This is a genomic window from Bradyrhizobium sp. F1.4.3 (assembly GCF_040548375.1).
Taxonomy (GTDB): Bacteria; Pseudomonadota; Alphaproteobacteria; order Rhizobiales; family Xanthobacteraceae; genus Bradyrhizobium.
Map to the genome: position 1 here is coordinate 92,044 of NZ_JBEPRN010000001.1, position 17,725 is coordinate 109,768.

The window sequence follows — 17,725 nt, forward strand, 5'->3', positions numbered from 1 at the left end:
CCGCCATCGAAGCGAGGCGCCGGCCAGAGTCAAATTATCGATCCCCCGTAGGTCCGAACGGCGGCGAGCTACTGCGGGTCGTGGGTGTGGACAAGAGGCCGCCCACTGAGGCGGCCTGTTTGTCAGTGAACTTTGACCTCAAGAGGAAGCCGCAGCTCTGCGGCGCGCTCCTCGCGATCCTTCTTACGGAACTCGTTCTCGCGTCGCTCGAAATCAGCCAGCTCCTTTTTGGCGGCCTCCAGAGTGCGGTCACGCGGTGCTATTGCCAATTGAGTACGCTCCGTCATCGCTCACTCCCGTCTTGCGACGCCCCAGATGGAATGCTTGCAAATGCTGACGGTTCATTGCCGTAAGATTACGGATTTATAACGGCGGGTGTTCGTCTCGCGGAACGCCTAAGGAACCCGATTGCGGCATGGATCGCGAACAAGGTCGACGATGGTGGGCAGTGACGGGCTCGAACCGCCGACAGATTCGGAGCGGTGAGGAGCGGGCGGGTTGACCTCTCGGAGGCGTCCCTATATGGCCATAGCACACCAACGGGGCCGCTTCCGAAGGTGTGGGGACTTGTGTGGGGACTTGTACCGTTTTCGTCCGCGTTTTGTGCGTTTGGCGCGCAAAATCGAGAACGTGAAAGGTGCTTACTACCTACTGATATCTAAGGTACTTTTCTAGTTGGGGCCACGTGGCGGAGTGGTTACGCGCCGGTCTGCAAAACCGTTTACTCGGGTTCGAGTCCCGACGTGGCCTCCATCATAAGACTCTGATCTCTCAGCAGAAATGTGATTTTGGTGCGGGTTCCGCCGAGTGCGCGGACATCGCCTGCCGGTGCGCGCCCACCGGGTTTGCCCGGGGCTTGCTGGAAACCCTCGATTCAGGCCCGATGGCATAGACTTCGCATCTGCGAAGGGATGCCGTCCCCAACCATCGAGCGCTGGAGAGCACGTGGGCGAGATCGTCCGATTTATCCCGAAGTCCGAGCTGGAGCGGGCTCGCCTCATTGCCGAGGCCCGTGCGATCTATGACAGCATCTTCCCGCCGGCCGCACCCGACCGGGCGCCGCAGGACGGCGAGGAGAGCGTCAAGAATTGATCTGGGCGCGCCTTCGCGTCCGTTCGTGAGGTCTGGCTGGGCGAGACTTGGCTAGCGAAACTTGGCTAAGGGTCTCAGCAGGACGCGTACCAGCTGTCCGGAAAGGGCAGGAGGGGCCAGGCACCCTCGTTGTCATTCGCGGCCTTGGGCGTCGCGTAAAAGCTCCACGAGCGGGGCACGAATTCCTCCTCCGGCGCGGGCGCGAAATCATCATTGATCATGGCGTCGCGGACGGTATCCAGCAGCAAGTTGAATTCGGCTTCGCTCATCACACCCTCCGGAACGCGGATGGCGCACTGTCGCAGAGCCAGTTTGTTTCCCGATTGAGCCGATCGTTCGCATTTTAACGTTCCGGCGATCGGGTCCAGATTGGTTAGCGATTCCTGAAAAATGCCCGCGCGAACTTAGGCATCCCGGACTGGCTGCCAGTGTGAAAGAGATCACATTCTCCGCGATTTATTCCTCCTACCTCTTGGCACACGCCGGCCAACGCGGGCCGGGGCGAAGCAGGGCAGACAGGAGACGGGTCATGAAGGCGAGGTTCTTGCGGTTTGCAGGCCTGAAGAGCCGGGCGCGACGCGCATCGACCGTCGGGCTGTTCCTGACGCTGTTTGCCTCTGCAGCCCAGGCGCAGCAGGGAACACCGGAGCAGCGCCGGGCCTGCACGCCCGACGTCTACCGGCTCTGCGCCGGCGAGATCCCCAACGTCCGCGCCATCACGACGTGCCTGCGCCGTAACCGGTCCAGCCTGAGCGAGGCCTGCCGCGCCGTGTTCGATCAGGCCGGCGGCTGAGCCTGTGGATTTGTGCGCAGCAAGTGGCTCGCGCGCGTTGGCGAATCCGGCATAGTCGGCCTGTGGATATGCTGCGGACAAGCTGTTGAGGGATGGCAGGGTGATGCGGATGCGGACGCAAGATGCGCCCTTCGGACGTCATATCTCTGTCAAATAATCACACTGAATGATTCTCCGATCGTTCAGATCAATGCACAGATCGAGACGATTTGGTTCTGACGAATTCGGAATCCGGTATCGCGGCGTCCTGCGCCTGCGAACAGTTTTTGTGCAGCCGCTTGCCCAAATCGCGGGCCCCCCCATCCAATTTTTTGTACGTCCGCGGACAAGCTTTTCCGTCCGCTCTCCACCTAGGCTCGCTCCGAGTTTTGGAACATGGCAGGCGCCATGACAATTCGAAGGAGCTGGACATGGAGAGACGGGCTTTATCCCAGGCGCGGCGGGGAATGGCGCGCGCATCGTTGCCATGGCGCAAGCTGGCGTTCGGCGCCATCATCGCTCTCGGCGCCGTCGGAGCAGCACCGCTGAACGCGCAGGCCGCGGCGCCCGCCGCCTGCGCCGCGCTCCAGGACAAATATCCGGACTGGAAGGGCAAGACGCTCGTCAACGCCATCAACCCGCACACGCCGGGCTATGAGACCATCGACCCGAAGGATCCCAACAAATATATCGGCTTCGACATCGACCTCGGCGAAGCCATCGGCGACTGTCTCGGCTTCAAGCTGACCTACAAGCCCGTGACGTTTGCGGCACTCCTGACCACGCTCGCCGCGGGCCAGGCCGACATCGTCATCTCCGACATCTACGCGACCAAGGAGCGCGCGAAAGCGGCCGACTTCATCACCTATTCGAAGGTGTTCGACGGCGTGCTGGTCGCCAAGGGCAATCCGAAGGGCATCAACGGCATCAACATGTCGATGTGTGGCGCAGCTGCCGCCGAAAACACCGGCTATGTCGAGGTGCCGCTAATCCAGGCCCTGATGCCGGAGTGCAAGAAGGCCGGCAAGCCCGAGCCGACGGTCCAGCTCTATGACAACAATGCCAACTGCATCCAGGCGATCCTCGCCGGCCGCGCCGACACCTATGTCAACGACGTCAACACCGTCGACAGCGCGGTCAAGGCCTATCCGGACAAGCTGGAGAAGGCGATCGCGGTCACGATCCCGTATTCGGTCGGAATCGCAGTCCCGAAGGACAAGCCGAAATTCCGCGACGCCGTGATGGCCGCACTGATCGAGGTGCAGAAGGCCGGCACGCACATGGCGCTCCTGAAGAAGTGGGAGCTCGATGTGAACAACTTCAAGGAGCCGGACATCCTGACGGCTGACTGATGTCGCTGTTCCTCCACTATCTGAGCATGCCGTATCTGCTCGAGGGCATCGAGCTCACCCTTGAGGTGACTGCCCTCGGCCTCGGCGGCGGACTGATCCTCGGATTGATCCTCGCCGGCATGCAGCTCTCCCGGTTCTGGCTGCTGGCGGCGATCGCTCGGGCCTATACCGTGATCTTCCGCGGCACGCCGTTGATCCTTCAGATGGTGTTCGCCTACGATGCGCTGCCGCATATCGGCATCAAGCTGCCGGCGGTGCTCGCGGCCGGCCTTGCGCTCGCCTGCAACGAGGCGCCGTTCATCGCGGAGATGCTGCGCGCCGGCGTGCTCGGCGTCGATCGCGGCCAAGTGGCGGCGGGCCAGGCGCTCGGCATGACGCCCTCAGTGCTGATGCGTCGCGTGATCGCGCCGCAGGCGATCCGCACCATGATCCCGGCCTTCGGCAACGAGGCCGTCAGCGCGCTGAAGAATTCCTCGCTGGCCTCCGTCGTCGCGGTCCAGGAACTGACGCTGCGTTCGACCCAGCTGGCATCCTCGACCTTCGACTTCTTCTCGATCTTCTTCGCCTCGGGCCTGCTGTACCTCGTGCTGACCTTTGCCATCAGCGTCATCCAGCTTTTCGTCGAATGGCTGCTCGATCTCGATCGTACCAAGGGCCGTGAGCGCAAGCTTGCCGATTATCTGCCCTGGCGCCGCGTCGATCTCGCCACGAAACTCGAACTGGCCGCAGCCACGGCGTACGATCCCGAACCCGTACGGGCTGAGCCCGCCGACACGCCGCTGTTGGCGCTGACTCGCGAGGAGCGCACCCGGCGTGCCGCGACGATCGCGCGCAACAACATTGCGGTGGAAACCAAGGACCTCACCAAGAGCTACGGCGCGCAAAAGGTGCTCGGCGGCCTCGATCTCACCGTCCGTGTCGGCGAAGTCGTTGCGCTGCTCGGGCCCAGCGGCTCCGGCAAGAGCACGCTGCTCCGCTGCATCAACCATCTCGAAAGCTGGGATTCCGGTACCGTGCGCGTCGGCGGCCGCCGCCTCGGTTTTGATGACGACGGCAAGCTGCTGTCGCCCCGGGCGATTGCCAACGAGCGGGCGACCGTCGGCGTCGGCATGGTGTTCCAGCAGTTCAACCTGTTCGCCCATCTGTCGGCCACGGAGAATATCGCCGGTCCCTTGCGCTGGGTCCATGGCATGACCCGCATCGATGCCGACCGCCGCGCCGCCGAGCTGCTTGAGCGCGTCGGCCTGACACATCGCGCCGATGCGCTGCCACGGCATCTCTCCGGCGGCCAGCAGCAGCGCGTCGCGATCGCGCGGGCACTCGCGCCGAACCCGAGTGTGCTGCTGCTGGACGAGCCAACCTCGGCGCTCGATCCGGAACTCGTCAACGAGGTGCTGGAGGTGATCCGCCGCCTCGCCATCGACGACGGCCTCACCATGATCATCTCGACGCACCAGATCCGCTTTGCCGATGAAGTTGCCGACCGCGTCGCTTTCCTGAGCGGTGGCGCGATCATCGAGGAGGGGCCGGCGCACGAGGTTCTCTCCAATCCCCGCAATCCGCTGACCGCGCGTTTCCTCAGCGTGATGGAAGCCGACAAGACTCCGGAGGCGGTGCGATAAGCGCCGCCTCTGCACGTACCGAGACTGCGTTCCCTAAAGAGGCCACGTCATGAAGCATTTCACGTTGCCGGTTTCATCAAAGACCGTCCATTGGGGCTATTTTTCCAAGAAAGTCGCGCCAGCCCTGACGCTGCGCTCCGGAGATCGCGCCACCATCGAAACGCTGACCCATCACGCCAATGACGATTACGAGCGCATGATCGCGGGCGATCCCGGCGCCGAGAGCGTGTTCCAGTGGACCCGCGAGCATAAGGCAGTCGCGCGCCGTGGCTCAGGTCCGGTCGAGGGCCCCTTCATCCGCGGCGCGGGCGAGGGGATCGGCGTGCATCTTCTGACCGGGCCCGTCGCGATTGAAAGCGCCGAGCCCGGCGACATCCTGGAGGTGCGCATCCTCGACGTCCGGCCGCGGCCGAGCTGTAGCGCCTGCCATGCCGGTCGCTGCTTCGGCTCCAACGTCGCGGCGAATTGGGGTTTTCACTATCACGATCTGATCGAGGAGCCGAAGCCGCGCGAGGTCGTCACCATCTTCGAGCTCGACACCTCCGGCGAGCCCTATGCCAAGGCCGTCTACAACTACGTCTGGACGCCGCAGACCGACCCTGACGGCATCGTGCATTCGACCATCGACTATCCCGGTGTGCGCGTCGATCACGCCACCATCAAGAAGCGCGAGAACATTCTCTCCAGCGTAAAGGTACCTGCGCGCCTGCACTTCGGCACCATGGGCCTCGCGCCGTCGGAGGCCGATTTCGTCAGCTCGATCCCGCCGAGCTACACTGGCGGCAATATTGACGACTGGCGGATCGGCAAGGGCGCGCGGATGTTCTATCCGGTTGCCGTCCCCGGCGCCTATTTCTCGGTCGGCGATCCCCACGCCGCGCAAGGCGACAGCGAGCTCGGTGGCACCGCGATCGAGACCTCGCTGACCGGCGATTTCGAATTCATCCTGCACAAGAAGGCCGACCTCGCTGGCACCAGCCTCGAAGGCCTCGACCATCCGATGCTGGAAACCGATCAGGCCTGGTCGTTCTACGGCTTCACCTATCCGAACTACCTCGCTGCACTCGGCGCGGAGGCGCAAACCGAGATTGCCAATCACTCTAGCCTCGACCGAGCGATGCGCGATGCGTTCCGCAAGCTCCGGCGGTTTCTGATGACGGTCCATCGCCTCAGTGAGGACGAGGCGATCTCGCTGCTCTCGGTCGGCGCCGATTTCGGCGTCACCCAGGTGGTCGACGCCAATTGGGGTGTCCACGGCACGATCCGCAAGAACATCTTCCGGTGCGATTGATGGGCCTTGAGATGAGGGAGTTTCGTTGCGGCCCATCGTTCGAGACGCCCGCTTTTGGCGGGCTCTTCAGGATGAGGTCTCGTTTCGCGGTGAGATATTAGACCCTCGTGGTGAAGAGCGCCGCCTTACGGCGCGTCTCGAACCCTGAAGGCCGAGCACTTTCAAGCGTAATGCGTTGAAGCGCAGCGTGTTTTCGGGATGAGAGGATGAGCAGCGATCGTCATTTGCGCCCCGTCGCTGCGACGGATGACCGCGTGCGTCTGGCACAGAGGTTGCTTCGATCCACTGCAATCTGGGTCGATCCGATGAGCTTCCGTCCCTTCACGAGCGAGTCCTACGCGCAAGACGACCGCCCCGAAGCCTGGCGGGACGTGCTGGCTGCGATCGGCCTGCAACCGGCGACCGGCCACACCTTCTTCGACGGACACGCCACTGCGTCGCATCGCCACGCCGCGGGCGTTGCACTCACCCGCATGGCGGCGGGCGCGCAGACCATTGGCCCACTCTCGCAATCGAACGAAGACCTTCCGATCGCGCTGATGCCGGTCGAGGACGGCATGGTGCTGAAAAGTGCGGGCGGCCACCGCATTGTTCCGGTCGGCCATCTCGTGCTGCTGCCGCGCAGCGGGGACTGGAGCATCGTGTTCCAGCGCGACTTGCGCGCCCTCGTGCTGTCGGTGACGTCGGACGCGCTGCACGGGCGGCTCTCGGGCAGGCCGCGGCTCGGCGAGCCCCGCGTCGTTCCACCCAGCGGCTTTGCAGATGTGTTCGCGCGCTTGCTGGATGCGACCGCGCGCACGCTCGACGCGTTGAGCGATGCGGAATGGAATTCGGTCGCACACTCTCTCGTCGATCTCCTCTTGACGCTCGCGCATCAATTGGCAGCTTCGACGTCCGACACCGGATCGAGCGCGACACAGGCTGCGCTTCTGCACCGGATCTGCCAGACCATCGAACGCCGCCTCGACGATCCCGAGCTGGTGCCGGCGCGGGTCGCGCAGGCCGAGGGAATTTCCGAGCGCTATTTACAAAAGCTGTTCGAGACGGTCGGCGACAATTTTACCCATTACGTTCGCGAGCGCCGGCTTCAGCGCGCCTGGGCCGATCTGTCCAACCCCACGGAGGCGCATCACTCGATCTCGGAGATCGCCTACGCCTATGGCTTTGGCGATTCCGCGCATTTCAGCCGTGCCTTCCGCCATCGCTTCGGCCTGCCGCCACGCGAGTTTCGCCAGCAGGAGGCGGAACGGGCAACGACGCAGCACGGGATCACCGGTCAGCGCGGCTGGCCGCAGGATGCACTGGCGCAGCTTCGCGTGCATCAGCCGGGCGCGGAAGCGCGCAGCAATGTCTTCCGCGCTGGCGCCGGCGAGCCGAGAGCGGCCGGCCGCAAGCACTATCATCTCCCGATCGAGGCGAGCCGCGTCCATTGGGGCTATTTCAGCCGCTCGCTGGCGCCGCAGCTCGAGATCACCTCGGGCGATACCATCACCATCGAGACGCTGACCCAGCACGCCTCCGATGATCCCGAGCTGATGATCGCGGGCGATGCCGCCGCCGAAAGCGTGTTTGGCTGGACCAAGGCCAGGAAGAACGTGGACCGCCGCGGCGCGGGACCGATGGACGCCAGCGTATTCGGCCGTGGCGCCGGCGAGGGGTTTGGCGTGCACATTTGCACCGGACCGGTTGCGGTGAAAGATGCCCAGCCCGGCGACGTGCTGGAGGTGCGCATCCTCGACATCGTGCCGCGCGCGAGCCGTCATCCGAAACATTCAGGCCGCGTGTTCGGTTCCTCGGTCGCGGCCTGGTGGGGTTATCATTACGACGAGTTCCTCTCGGGACCGAAGCCGCGCGAGGTCGTGACGATCTACGAGATCTTCGACGACACCGTCGCGCCGCACGCTCGCGCGCTCTATTCCTACCGCTGGGAGCCGCAGACCGATCCGTCCGGCGTCGTGCACCCAACTTACGACTATCCCGGAATTCCCGTCTTGCCCGGCACGGTGAGGCGCCGCCATGCCGTGCTAGACGGCATCCGCATTCCCCTGCGTCCGCATTTCGGCGTGATCGCGGTGGCACCGCGCGAGGTCGATTTCATCGACTCCGTGCCGCCGTCCTATTTCGGCGGCAACCTCGACAATTGGCGACTTGGGAAGGGCTCGACCGTCTATCTTCCGGTCTCCGTTCCTGGCGCATTGCTCTCGGTCGGCGATCCCCATGCGGCGCAGGGCGACGGCGAATTGAGTGGCACCGCGATCGAATGCTCGATGACCGGAACGTTCGAGGTGATCCTGCACAAGAAGGCCGATCTCGCAGGCCAACCCTTCGCCGATCTGTCCTATCCCCTGATCGAGACCGCGACCGATTGGGTGCTGACCGGCTTCAGCCATCCCAATTATCTTGCCGAGTTTGGTGCGCAGGGCCAGAGCGAGGTCTACGCAAAATCCTCGCTCGACCTCGCCATGAGGGACGCGTTCCGAAAAATGCGGCGTTTCCTGATGAACGTGAAGGGTTTCAGCGAAGACGAGGCAATTGCCCTGATGTCGGCCGCCGTCGATTTCGGCGTGACGCAGGTGGTCGACGGCAATTGGGGCGTACACGCCATCATCAGCAAGCGTCTGTTCCTGAACGCGCCCTAAGCAAGGACCCGCCAAGTGAAATTTCATATGATCAGCGGCGGACCGAAGCCGGTCGCGCCCTTCAGCCACGCGGTCGAGACCGACGGTTTTGTTTTCGTCACCGGCCAGATGCCGGATACGCCCGAGACGCCGGGCGTGCTGCCGGACGGTATCGTCGCGCAGACCCGGGCGGTGATGGAGAACCTGAAAGTGGTTCTCGCCGGCCTCGATCTCGGCCTCGAGCACGTCGTGATGGCACGCATTTATCTCACGCGCTTCAAGGACGACTACGCAGCAATGAACGAGACCTACCGTACGTTTTTCGCGCCCGGCCGGCTGCCGGCCCGCACCTGCGTCGGCGTTACCGGGCTCGCTTATGACGCGCTGATCGAGATCGACCTGGTGTGTCGGCGGCCATGCCGCGATGCGTAGCCCGGAGGGAGGCTACGAATTCTTGTGTTGTCCGACGGGCAAAACACCCAATCGGTGGGTCAATCCGCGCGTTCGAAAATATTCGTCTTTACAGAACTTCTGATTTACCGTAGATCGTCACCACCTCATCCCGGTCAGAGGGGCGTATCGCGATCGTCACGACACGCGGGGTGAGCTGTGGTGGACGCCGGGCCGCGTCGGCGCGAAGGGCTTCGCAGGGCGGGCAACCGTGAGCGAGGGGTGTCGCGCACACGACCGGTGCGGTCCGCGTACGGCAAAACCGTGTCGTCCTGGCGCCCGGAGTCTGTGCGCCAAGTCTTGCGGTGATGTGTGAGGCCCGACCGGGTGCGCACATCAGTTATCTGCAAGGCAACGGGGGCAATAGTGCATCGCTCCCCGGGGAGAGCTCGGCATAAGCCGTCAAACCACTGCGCAGGGAAGGCCGGGTTGCTTCCGGCATCACCTGTATGCCGCTGTGCCAATTTTGTAGCGCAACTTTCGCACAGTGGACCGCGGGTGCCAGCCGGCACCCGGTCTTCCCTGCGCCCTCTGACAGAAGAGGGTGTCGAGATGAAGCAAAGCTCGGGCGAGGTAAGCCGCGAGGATGCGAAGCCGTGTCTGCGAGTTGAGATGCGAGTTGGGGCAGAACAGCGAATGCCTCTTGCTCCGTCATTGCGAGCCACCGGGTCCGCGCAAGATCTGCAAGTTCAACGCGCTCCGGCTACGCTATGACCCCGGCACCAAGACCACGTCCTTCATCGCCGAGTAATCTCGCTTTCGATGGCCGGAGGAGGCCGCACAGGCCCTTCCTCGATGCGTTGCGGAAGATGACGAATTCGTCCTTTGCAAGCGCAAGCGGCTTTGTTATACGCAGCCGCGCGCGAACGAGTGGTTCGCCCTTTTCCTCGGTAGCTCAGCGGTAGAGCATCCGACTGTTAATCGGATGGTCGCTGGTTCGAATCCAGCCCGGGGAGCCAGTTTTCACCGTATTTTCAATGACTTGCGCACTGAGTCTGAACTGTCGCGCGATCTTGCTGCAGCAGTCTCTCAAGTGGATGTGTACGATCGCGCGGCCGCTGCCGCCGTGGGGACGCCAAATCGACTCAATTCAAATCAAGCTTGCAGGGACCGGGCCTTTACGGAGCTGATTCCCATGCGAGCCACCCAGGTCGACCGTTCCCCCTCGATTCTGCCGGCCGACATTCCCGAACTCAGCGACGATGAATGCCTCGCGCGGCTTGCGCGTGCAGTCGAGACACCCGATTCGGCGCGGCTGGACGAAGTCGCCGCATTGATCGGCCGCCTTGCGGTCGCGATCGAATAGCCATCGCCCCCCCGATGCCGCGAGTTGCGCAAAGCCCGGCTCCGCCCGGGCCAATGGACGTGTTGCGTTTTCGTGGAGCCTGCTCCAAAGATGCCGCAACTTTCGTCCGCGGCGTCGTCCGCATTGCAGGGTTCGCAAATGTCCGGTTTCTCGACCGCGCGCCAAAAAATGGTCGATGGCCAGGTGCGCACCACTGACGTCACCGATCGCCGCATTCTCGATGCCATGCTCACGGTTCCCCGCGAAGTCTTCGTGCCGGCGACCAGGCAGGCTCTTGCCTATCTCGACCTCGATCTCGACGTGAGCGAGGGCGCCGCCAAGCGGTTCCTGATCAAGCCGGCGCTGACCGGCAAGCTGCTCCAGGCCGCCGAGATCGGCGAGGGCGACAACGTGCTGGTCGTCGGCTGCGCCTCAGGATACCTCGCGGCGCTGATCGCGAAGCTTGCCCGCCAAGTCACTGCGACGGAATGCGATTCAGCTCTGGCCGCGAAGGCCAAGGATGCCTTCGCCGCGATCGGGCTCACCAATGTGACCTGCAAGGTCGCCGCCTGCGGCGACGGGGATTCGGCGGCCGCTCCCTACGACGTGATCGTCCTCAACGGCGCCACCGAGGTGACGCCGGAGGGCCTGTTCGGCCAGCTTAAGGAGGGGGGCCGTCTGGTGGGGGTCTCTGCCGAATCCAGCCCGTCGCGGGCCATGATCGTGACCCGCTCCCACGGCGAATTCGGCTATCGGCCGCTGTTCGATGCCGCAGCCCCGGTGCTTCCCGGGCTGGAACGGGCCGCCGCCTTCGTCTTCTGACGGTCTAAATCCCGTTAAAATCCCGTTCTGAATCATTAGTGTGGCCGGGATGCTGCACGTGAAGAGTTTCCGCCGAGAACCACCCTCAGGTAGTTCCGTCGCGCTTGACCGCGTCCTATGTTGCTACGGGGCAACGACTCCACTCGGATACGGTAACCAGGCTCGTGGGCACGAGCCTGACGTGAGAATGAACGGAATTTTTGGGATGCATGGGGTGAAGCTCTTCACCGGAGCTGCGGTTTCGGTCCTCCTGATGGCGGTCGCCGGGCCGGCGCCTGCCTTGGCGGATACGATCGAGGCTGCGCTGGTGCGCGCCTATCAGAACAATCCGCAGCTCAACGCGCAGCGTGCCCAGGTGCGCTCGACGGACGAGAACGTGCCGCAAGCCTTGTCGGGCTATCGCCCCAAGGTCGCGGTGACGGCCAGCGTCGGTGTTCAATACACCGATACGCAAATCAACTCGCAAGGCAACAATGACGTCTTTCGTACCATAAATCACGGTATCAACGCGCCGCGCAGCGCCGGCGTAACGGTGTCGCAGAACCTGTACAACGGCAACCAGACCGCCAACAGGACGCGCGCCGCGGAGAGCCAGGTGTCGGGCTCCCGCGAAGCGTTGCGCGTGCTCGAGCAGAGCGTTCTGCTTCAAGCCGCAACTGTCTACATGGATTATTTGCGTGATTCGGCGACGCTGGAAGTCCAAAAGAGCAACGTCCGCGTCCTCGAGCAAACACTGAAGCAGACACGCGACCGCTTCAATGTCGGCGAGGTCACGCGCACCGACGTCGCACAGTCCGAAGCGCAACTGGCCGCCGGTAATACGCAGGAGCTTCAGGCAGAATCGAACCTGACCACGACCCGTTCCACCTTCCGCCGTATCATTGGCAATGAGCCGACGAACCTCGCGCCGGGCTCGCCGGTCGACCGCTTCCTGCCGGGGACGCTGGCCTCGTCGGTCAGTCTCAGCCTGGTCGAGAACCCCAACGTCACGGCGTCGATGTACGGAATCGACGTCAACTATCTCCAGGTCAAGATCAACGAAGGCGCGTTGCTGCCGACGATCAATTTCCAGGTCGCGGCGACGCAGTCCTATGAGCAGACCATGACGATCTTCCGCTCGTTCGGTGCCTCGGCGGTCGCGTCTGTCTCCGCTCCCATCTATCAGGGCGGCGCCGAATACGCGCTGATTCGTCAGTCCAAGGAAAACCTGGCGCAGCAGCGCCTCAACCTCGAAACGACCCGCGACCAGACCCGCGCCAACGTTGTGCAGGCCTGGGGCCAGCTGGTCGCCGGCAAGGCGCAGGTGTCCTCGGCGCAGGCGCAGGTCACGGCCTCGGAGATCGCGCTGAACGGCGTACGCGAAGAGGCCAAGGCCGGACAGCGCACCACCCTCGACGTGCTCAATGCCCAGCAGGCGCTGGTCAACGCGCGCGTTGCGCTCGTGACCGCGCAGCACGATCGCGTGGTTGCGTCCTACTCCGTGCTCAGTGCCGTCGGCCGTCTCGCACCGCAGGTGCTCGGCCTGGCGACCACCGTTTACGATCCGAGCGTGCACTACCAGCAGGTCCGCGACAGCTGGGCTGGCGTGCGTACGCCTGACGGACGCTGATAGCGCAATCGGGTTGGCCTCGCGAACAAGCGGGGCCAACCTGCGGTTTGCTTGCAATCGTCAAAATCCCTGACATAGCCTTTCAAGGATGCTGCGGGCCGATTCGCCCGCGCGCGACGTCGTATGCGTAAAGCTTGGGTGCCGGGGGCAGGGGCGCACCGCCGCACGTTGAGCCGTGATCTGGGGACAAGTCTGGCTGTCACGACGAAAATGTCGGGCCGCCGATCCGGAACCGGCCAATCCTGTCCTGCTTGGTGTAAAATAACGCATGCGAGGGCGTTGATGATGTGGAGTCGGAGATGACGCAGCCTGCAAAGGTCACAGAACCCTCCATGGAGGAGATTCTGGCCTCGATCCGGCGCATCATTGCCGACGATGAGGCCAAGCCGCCTCCTGCCGAGGCCGCGAAGCCAGCGCCCGCTGCACCTGCGCCAAAGCCGCAGGCGATGAACGACATTCCGCCGTCCAAGGTTTCCCCCGCAAAGCCTGCTGCCGAAAAGCCCGCGCCACCACCGCCGGCTGCAAAGCCCGCGGCGCCGCCGCCACCCGCGCCAGACGCCGGACCGAACAATCAGGACGATATCGATGCGCTGCTGGCCGGGTTCGACGAGGCCACGCCTGCCCCCGAGGTGCGAACCCCGGAACCTGAGCCTGAGCTAGAACCAGAACCGGACGTGCTCGAATTAACCGACGAGATGGCGGTTGATTCGGCGCCGACACCGGCTCCGCCGCCGCCAAGCTTCCGCAGGGTCGAGCCGCGCGACGACCTCGAATTCGCCGAAGCGCCGCCGCCCCGTCCCTCGCCGTCACCGTCATACGCGCCGGTGGACTTCGAGGCCCCCCCCGTGCCGCCGCAGCAGCCGATTTTGGCGCAATCGACGGTCTCCGCCGTCGAGTCCGCCTTCAACTCGCTGGCGCATACGGTGCTCAGCAGCAATGCACGGACGCTGGAGGATCTGGTCAAGGAGATGCTGCGCCCGATGCTGAAGTCCTGGCTGGACGACAACCTGCCGGGACTCGTTGAACGCATCGTGAAGGCCGAAATCGAGCGGGTCTCCCGCGGCGGCAGGTAGAGCTGGGCCGCACGGCCCCGATAAGGCCCTGCTTCTGTGTTCTGTTCAGCCTGCCAGCCGGGCCGGAAAGCTCTATTGCCGCAGAGCTTTCCATTGACCTTTTCGTTTGACTTGGCCCCCGCGCGCGGCTTTCTAGCAGCCCCATGATCGAGAAAAATTACCAGCCCGCCGATATCGAAGCCCGCATGTCCGTCGTGTGGGAGGACAGCCTTGCCTTCAAGGCCGGCCGCCCCGACCGCCGCGACGCAGTGCCCTTTACCATCGTGATCCCGCCACCGAACGTGACGGGCTCGCTGCATATGGGCCACGCCCTCAACAACACGCTCCAGGACATCCTGTGCCGGTTCGAACGGATGCGCGGCCGCGACGTGCTGTGGCAGCCCGGTACCGACCATGCCGGCATCGCCACCCAGATGGTGGTCGAGCGCCAGCTGATGGAGCGCCAGCAGCCCAGCCGCCGCGAGATGGGCCGCGAGAAGTTTCTGGAGCGGGTCTGGCAGTGGAAGGCCGAGAGCGGCGACACCATCATCAACCAGCTCAAGCGGCTCGGCGCCTCCTGCGACTGGTCGCGCGAGCGCTTCACCATGGACGAGGGCCTGTCGAAGGCCGTCGTCAAGGTGTTCGTCGAATTGCACCGCGACGGCCTGATCTACAAGGACAAGCGGCTGGTGAACTGGGACACCAAGCTGCTGACCGCGATCTCCGATCTCGAAGTGCAGCAGACCGAGGTCAAGGGCAGCCTTTGGTATCTGCGCTATCCGGTCGAGGGCAAGATTTTCAGCCCCGACGATCCCGCGAGCTTCATCGTCGTTGCCACGACGCGTCCCGAGACCATGCTCGGCGATACCGGCGTGGCCGTGCATCCCGATGACGAGCGCTATCAGAAGCTCGTCGGCAAGCACATCATCCTGCCGCTGGTCGGCCGCAAGGTTGCAATCGTCGCGGACGAGTATTCCGATCCTGAAAAGGGCTCCGGCGCGGTCAAGGTGACGCCGGCGCACGATTTCAACGATTTCGAGGTCGGCAATCGCCACGGCCTGCGCCGCATCAGCGTGCTCGACAAGGAAGGGTGCCTCGATCTCCTCGATAACGAGGATTATCTGCGCGACCTGCCGGAAGGCGCCTCGCAGTTCGCTGAGGAGTTCCACAAGGTCGACCGCTTCGCCGCCCGCAAGCGTATTGTCGAACGGCTGGAATCGTTCGGCTTTATCGAGCGGATCGAGCCGCACACCAACATGGTGCCACATGGCGATCGCTCCGGCACTGTGATCGAGCCCTATCTGACCGACCAGTGGTATGTCGACGCCAAGACGCTGGCCAAGCCGGCGATCGCGGCGGTGCGCTCGGGCGAAACGACGTTCGTGCCGAAGAACTGGGAAAAGACCTACTTCGAGTGGATGGAGAACATCCAGCCCTGGTGCATCTCGCGCCAGCTCTGGTGGGGCCACCAGATCCCGGCCTGGTACGGCCCGGACGGCAAGGTCTTCGTCGCCGAGACTGAGGAGAAGGCCGTCAGCCACGCGCTCGGCTACTATGTCGAGCAGGAAGTCATCACGGTCGAACAGGGCCGCGAGATGGCGCTCGACCGCAACAAGCGCGAAGGCTTCATCACCCGTGACGAAGACGTGCTCGACACCTGGTTTTCCTCGGCGCTGTGGCCGTTCTCGACGCTTGGCTGGCCCGACGACACGCCTGAGGTGAAGCGCTACTACCCGACCAATGTGCTGGTCACAGGCTGGGACATTATCTTCTTCTGGGTCGCGCGAATGATGATGATGGGCCTTCATTTCATGAAGGAGGCGCCGTTCTCGACCGTCTATATTCACCGTCTCGTTCGCGACGAGAAGGGCGCCAAGATGTCGAAGTCGAAAGGCAACGTCATCGATCCGCTCAGCCTCATCGACGAATACGGTGCTGACGCTCTCCGCTTTGCGTTGGCACGCGAGGCGGCCCACACGCATGACATCAAGCTTTCGTCGCAACTCGTCGAAATCAATCGCAATTTTGCGACCAAGCTCTGGAACGCCTGTCGCTTCGCGGAGATGAACGATTGCGTCCTGCCAGAAGGTTTTGAGCCGGCGAAGGCGAAGGAGCCGCTGAATCGCTGGATCGCACACGAGACTGCACAGGCCACTCGCGAGGTTACAGAGGCACTTGAGGCGCATACCTTCAACGAAGCTGCGACTGCAATGTACCGGTTCGTCTTGAACGTCTATTGCGACTGGTATGTCGAACTCGCAAAGCCTGCGCTGCTCGGCGTCGACGGCCCGCTGAGGGCGGAGACCCGCGCCATGGTCGCCTGGGCCCGCGACGAGATTTTGAAGCTGCTGCATCCCTTCATGCCCTTCATCACCGAAGAGCTGTGGGAGGTGACAGCCAAGCGCGATGGCCTGCTCGCACTGGCGCCGTGGCCGCTGAAGCCGGCCGCGCCGACGCCGGAGCAGCTCGCGGTGGCCGCTGGACCGACCGATCCGCTCATCTCGCCGGTATTGGTCATGCCGATCTTCGACCACGCGGACTTCACGGATCCGAAGGCGGAAGCCGAGATCGGCTGGGTGATCGACCTCGTTACGCAGATCCGCTCGGTGCGCGCCGAGATGAACATCCCGCCGGCGACGCTGACCGCGCTGGTGCTCGCGGGCGCTTCGGCCGGGACGAGGGAGCGCGCGCCGCGCTGGACCGAGGTCATCAAGCGGATGGCACGGCTGTCCGATATCTCCTTCGTCGACCGCGCGCCCGACGGCGCGGTTCAGCTCCTCGTGCGCGGCGAGGTGGCCGCGCTGCCGCTGAAGGGCGTCATCGACGTTGCCGCCGAGCGCGCACGCCTCGACAAGGAGATCGCAAAGGCGGACGCCGACATCAAGCGCGCCGAGTCCAAGCTGGCGAACGAGAAATTCGTCGCCAACGCGGCGGAAGAGGTCGTCGAGGAAGAGCGCGAAAAGCGCGAGGCAGCGCTCGCGCGCAAGGCCAAACTGCTCGAGGCGCTGGAGCGGCTCAAGCAGGCGTCCTAGGTCTATTTCGGGAATGGCTTGCTCAGGAATTTCGAGCCCTTGACGCCATAGCGCCAGGGCAATTCGACCGCCTTGGTGATCCCGATACGAATGCCCGCTGCCACCTCCACGTCCGCCGTTCGCGCATGCAGCGCGATCGGTGGCCGGTCCAGCGGCAAGGCGTTGTGGGCGATAGTGATGCCGAGGGCTTCCGTCAGTTTGCCGGGGCCCGAGCATAGTGCATGCACGTCGACGGTATGGCGGCGGCGGCGCATCGCGGCGATCCCATGTGTCGGCTCCAGTGCACGGATCAGCACGGCGGCGGCCGAGCCTTCTTCCTCGCAGACGAAGTTGATGCACCAGTGGATGCCGTAGGAGCGGTAGACATAGACGAAGCCGGGCGGGCCGAACATCACCTGGTTCCGCGGCGTCTGGCCGTTGTAGGAGTGCGCCGCCGGCTCGGTATGATGATAGGCCTCGACCTCGACGATGATGCCGCCGACGCCGTCGACCAGCATGGTGGCACCGATCAGGTCGCGTGCGACCTCGCGGACACTGCGGCCGAAAAAGGCACGCTTCAGCGGTTTGCCGAGCCGCGGGGTAGAGGTCTTCGATACTGGAGCCATTCGAGGTGAGAATCGCTTGAGAATGGAGCAGGATATTGCCCATATCTGCCATGTTCCCTGAAGCGGCGCGAGCCGGGTTGCGATGGCAAGCGAGACCGACTAGGTAGGACCTGAACAGACCGG

16 protein-coding genes and 2 tRNA genes are annotated in these 17,725 nt (G+C 63.8%); 15 read left to right on the forward strand and 3 right to left on the reverse strand.

Annotated features, from left to right (window positions below; all coding sequences use genetic code 11):
* Positions 1-122: 122 nt before the first annotated feature.
* Positions 123-287 carry a hypothetical protein gene (locus ABIB73_RS00565; RefSeq protein WP_354220396.1) on the reverse strand — a complete coding sequence of 55 codons (165 nt, stop codon included), beginning with the start codon at positions 285-287 and terminating at the stop codon, positions 123-125.
* Between the two features lie 392 nt (positions 288-679).
* On the opposite strand from ABIB73_RS00565, the gene ABIB73_RS00570 reads away from it, so the two are divergent.
* Both ABIB73_RS00570 and ABIB73_RS00575 read left to right on the forward strand, forming a co-directional pair.
* Positions 680-753: transfer RNA gene (locus tag ABIB73_RS00570), tRNA-Cys, on the forward strand.
* Between the two features lie 192 nt (positions 754-945).
* Positions 946-1,092, forward strand: a complete 147-nt coding sequence (locus tag ABIB73_RS00575; protein ID WP_354220398.1) for a hypothetical protein — start codon at positions 946-948, stop codon at positions 1,090-1,092.
* Between the two features lie 74 nt (positions 1,093-1,166).
* On the opposite strand, the gene ABIB73_RS00580 is transcribed toward ABIB73_RS00575, so the two are convergent.
* The gene (locus ABIB73_RS00580; protein ID WP_354220400.1) at positions 1,167-1,361 is read right to left on the reverse strand and encodes a hypothetical protein; all 195 of its coding nucleotides are present in this window, start codon (positions 1,359-1,361) and stop codon (positions 1,167-1,169) included.
* A gap of 260 nt (positions 1,362-1,621) precedes the next feature.
* Between ABIB73_RS00580 and ABIB73_RS00585 the strand changes: the two genes are divergently transcribed.
* From ABIB73_RS00585 to ABIB73_RS00645, 13 genes are all read left to right on the forward strand, one after another.
* A complete protein-coding gene (locus tag ABIB73_RS00585) occupies positions 1,622-1,885 on the forward strand; it encodes a hypothetical protein (RefSeq protein WP_354220402.1) in 264 nt (87 codons plus the stop codon).
* Positions 1,886-2,331: 446 nt separating this feature from the next.
* The gene (locus ABIB73_RS00590) at positions 2,332-3,216 is read left to right on the forward strand and encodes an ABC transporter substrate-binding protein (protein WP_502918378.1); all 885 of its coding nucleotides are present in this window, start codon (positions 2,332-2,334) and stop codon (positions 3,214-3,216) included.
* Positions 3,216-4,838, forward strand: coding sequence for an amino acid ABC transporter permease/ATP-binding protein (locus ABIB73_RS00595; RefSeq protein WP_354220406.1), 1,623 nt, complete (start codon positions 3,216-3,218; stop codon positions 4,836-4,838). Before ABIB73_RS00590 ends, ABIB73_RS00595 begins: the two co-directional genes overlap by 1 nt.
* A gap of 49 nt (positions 4,839-4,887) precedes the next feature.
* Positions 4,888-6,129 (forward strand): acetamidase/formamidase family protein, encoded by a 1,242-nt coding sequence (locus tag ABIB73_RS00600; protein ID WP_354220408.1) that lies wholly within the window; start codon positions 4,888-4,890, stop codon positions 6,127-6,129.
* 305 nt (positions 6,130-6,434) lie between these two features.
* Complete coding sequence (locus tag ABIB73_RS00605; RefSeq protein ID WP_354222503.1) at positions 6,435-8,768, forward strand: acetamidase/formamidase family protein; 2,334 nt, start codon at positions 6,435-6,437, stop codon at positions 8,766-8,768.
* A 15-nt stretch (positions 8,769-8,783) separates the two neighbouring features.
* Positions 8,784-9,179 (forward strand): RidA family protein, encoded by a 396-nt coding sequence (locus ABIB73_RS00610; protein WP_354220410.1) that lies wholly within the window; start codon positions 8,784-8,786, stop codon positions 9,177-9,179.
* Positions 9,180-9,816: 637 nt separating this feature from the next.
* Positions 9,817-9,948, forward strand: a complete 132-nt coding sequence (locus tag ABIB73_RS00615) for a hypothetical protein (protein ID WP_354220412.1) — start codon at positions 9,817-9,819, stop codon at positions 9,946-9,948.
* 133 nt (positions 9,949-10,081) lie between these two features.
* A tRNA-Asn gene (locus tag ABIB73_RS00620) sits at positions 10,082-10,156 on the forward strand.
* Between the two features lie 176 nt (positions 10,157-10,332).
* Positions 10,333-10,503 (forward strand): hypothetical protein, encoded by a 171-nt coding sequence (locus ABIB73_RS00625; RefSeq protein ID WP_354220413.1) that lies wholly within the window; start codon positions 10,333-10,335, stop codon positions 10,501-10,503.
* Positions 10,504-10,641: 138 nt separating this feature from the next.
* The gene (locus ABIB73_RS00630) at positions 10,642-11,304 is read left to right on the forward strand and encodes a protein-L-isoaspartate O-methyltransferase family protein (protein ID WP_354220414.1); all 663 of its coding nucleotides are present in this window, start codon (positions 10,642-10,644) and stop codon (positions 11,302-11,304) included.
* A gap of 205 nt (positions 11,305-11,509) precedes the next feature.
* Positions 11,510-12,913: a TolC family outer membrane protein gene (locus ABIB73_RS00635; RefSeq protein ID WP_354220415.1), complete on the forward strand. Its 1,404-nt coding sequence runs from the start codon at positions 11,510-11,512 to the stop codon at positions 12,911-12,913.
* Between the two features lie 299 nt (positions 12,914-13,212).
* On the forward strand, positions 13,213-13,986 hold the full coding sequence (locus ABIB73_RS00640) for a PopZ family protein (protein WP_354220417.1): 774 nt from the start codon (positions 13,213-13,215) through the stop codon (positions 13,984-13,986).
* A 143-nt stretch (positions 13,987-14,129) separates the two neighbouring features.
* A complete protein-coding gene (locus ABIB73_RS00645; RefSeq protein WP_354220419.1) occupies positions 14,130-16,997 on the forward strand; it encodes a valine--tRNA ligase in 2,868 nt (955 codons plus the stop codon).
* A 2-nt stretch (positions 16,998-16,999) separates the two neighbouring features.
* Here the strand turns inward: ABIB73_RS00645 and ABIB73_RS00650 are convergent, their stop codons facing one another.
* Positions 17,000-17,602: a DNA-3-methyladenine glycosylase gene (locus ABIB73_RS00650; RefSeq protein ID WP_354220421.1), complete on the reverse strand. Its 603-nt coding sequence runs from the start codon at positions 17,600-17,602 to the stop codon at positions 17,000-17,002.
* Positions 17,603-17,725 lie beyond the last annotated feature (123 nt).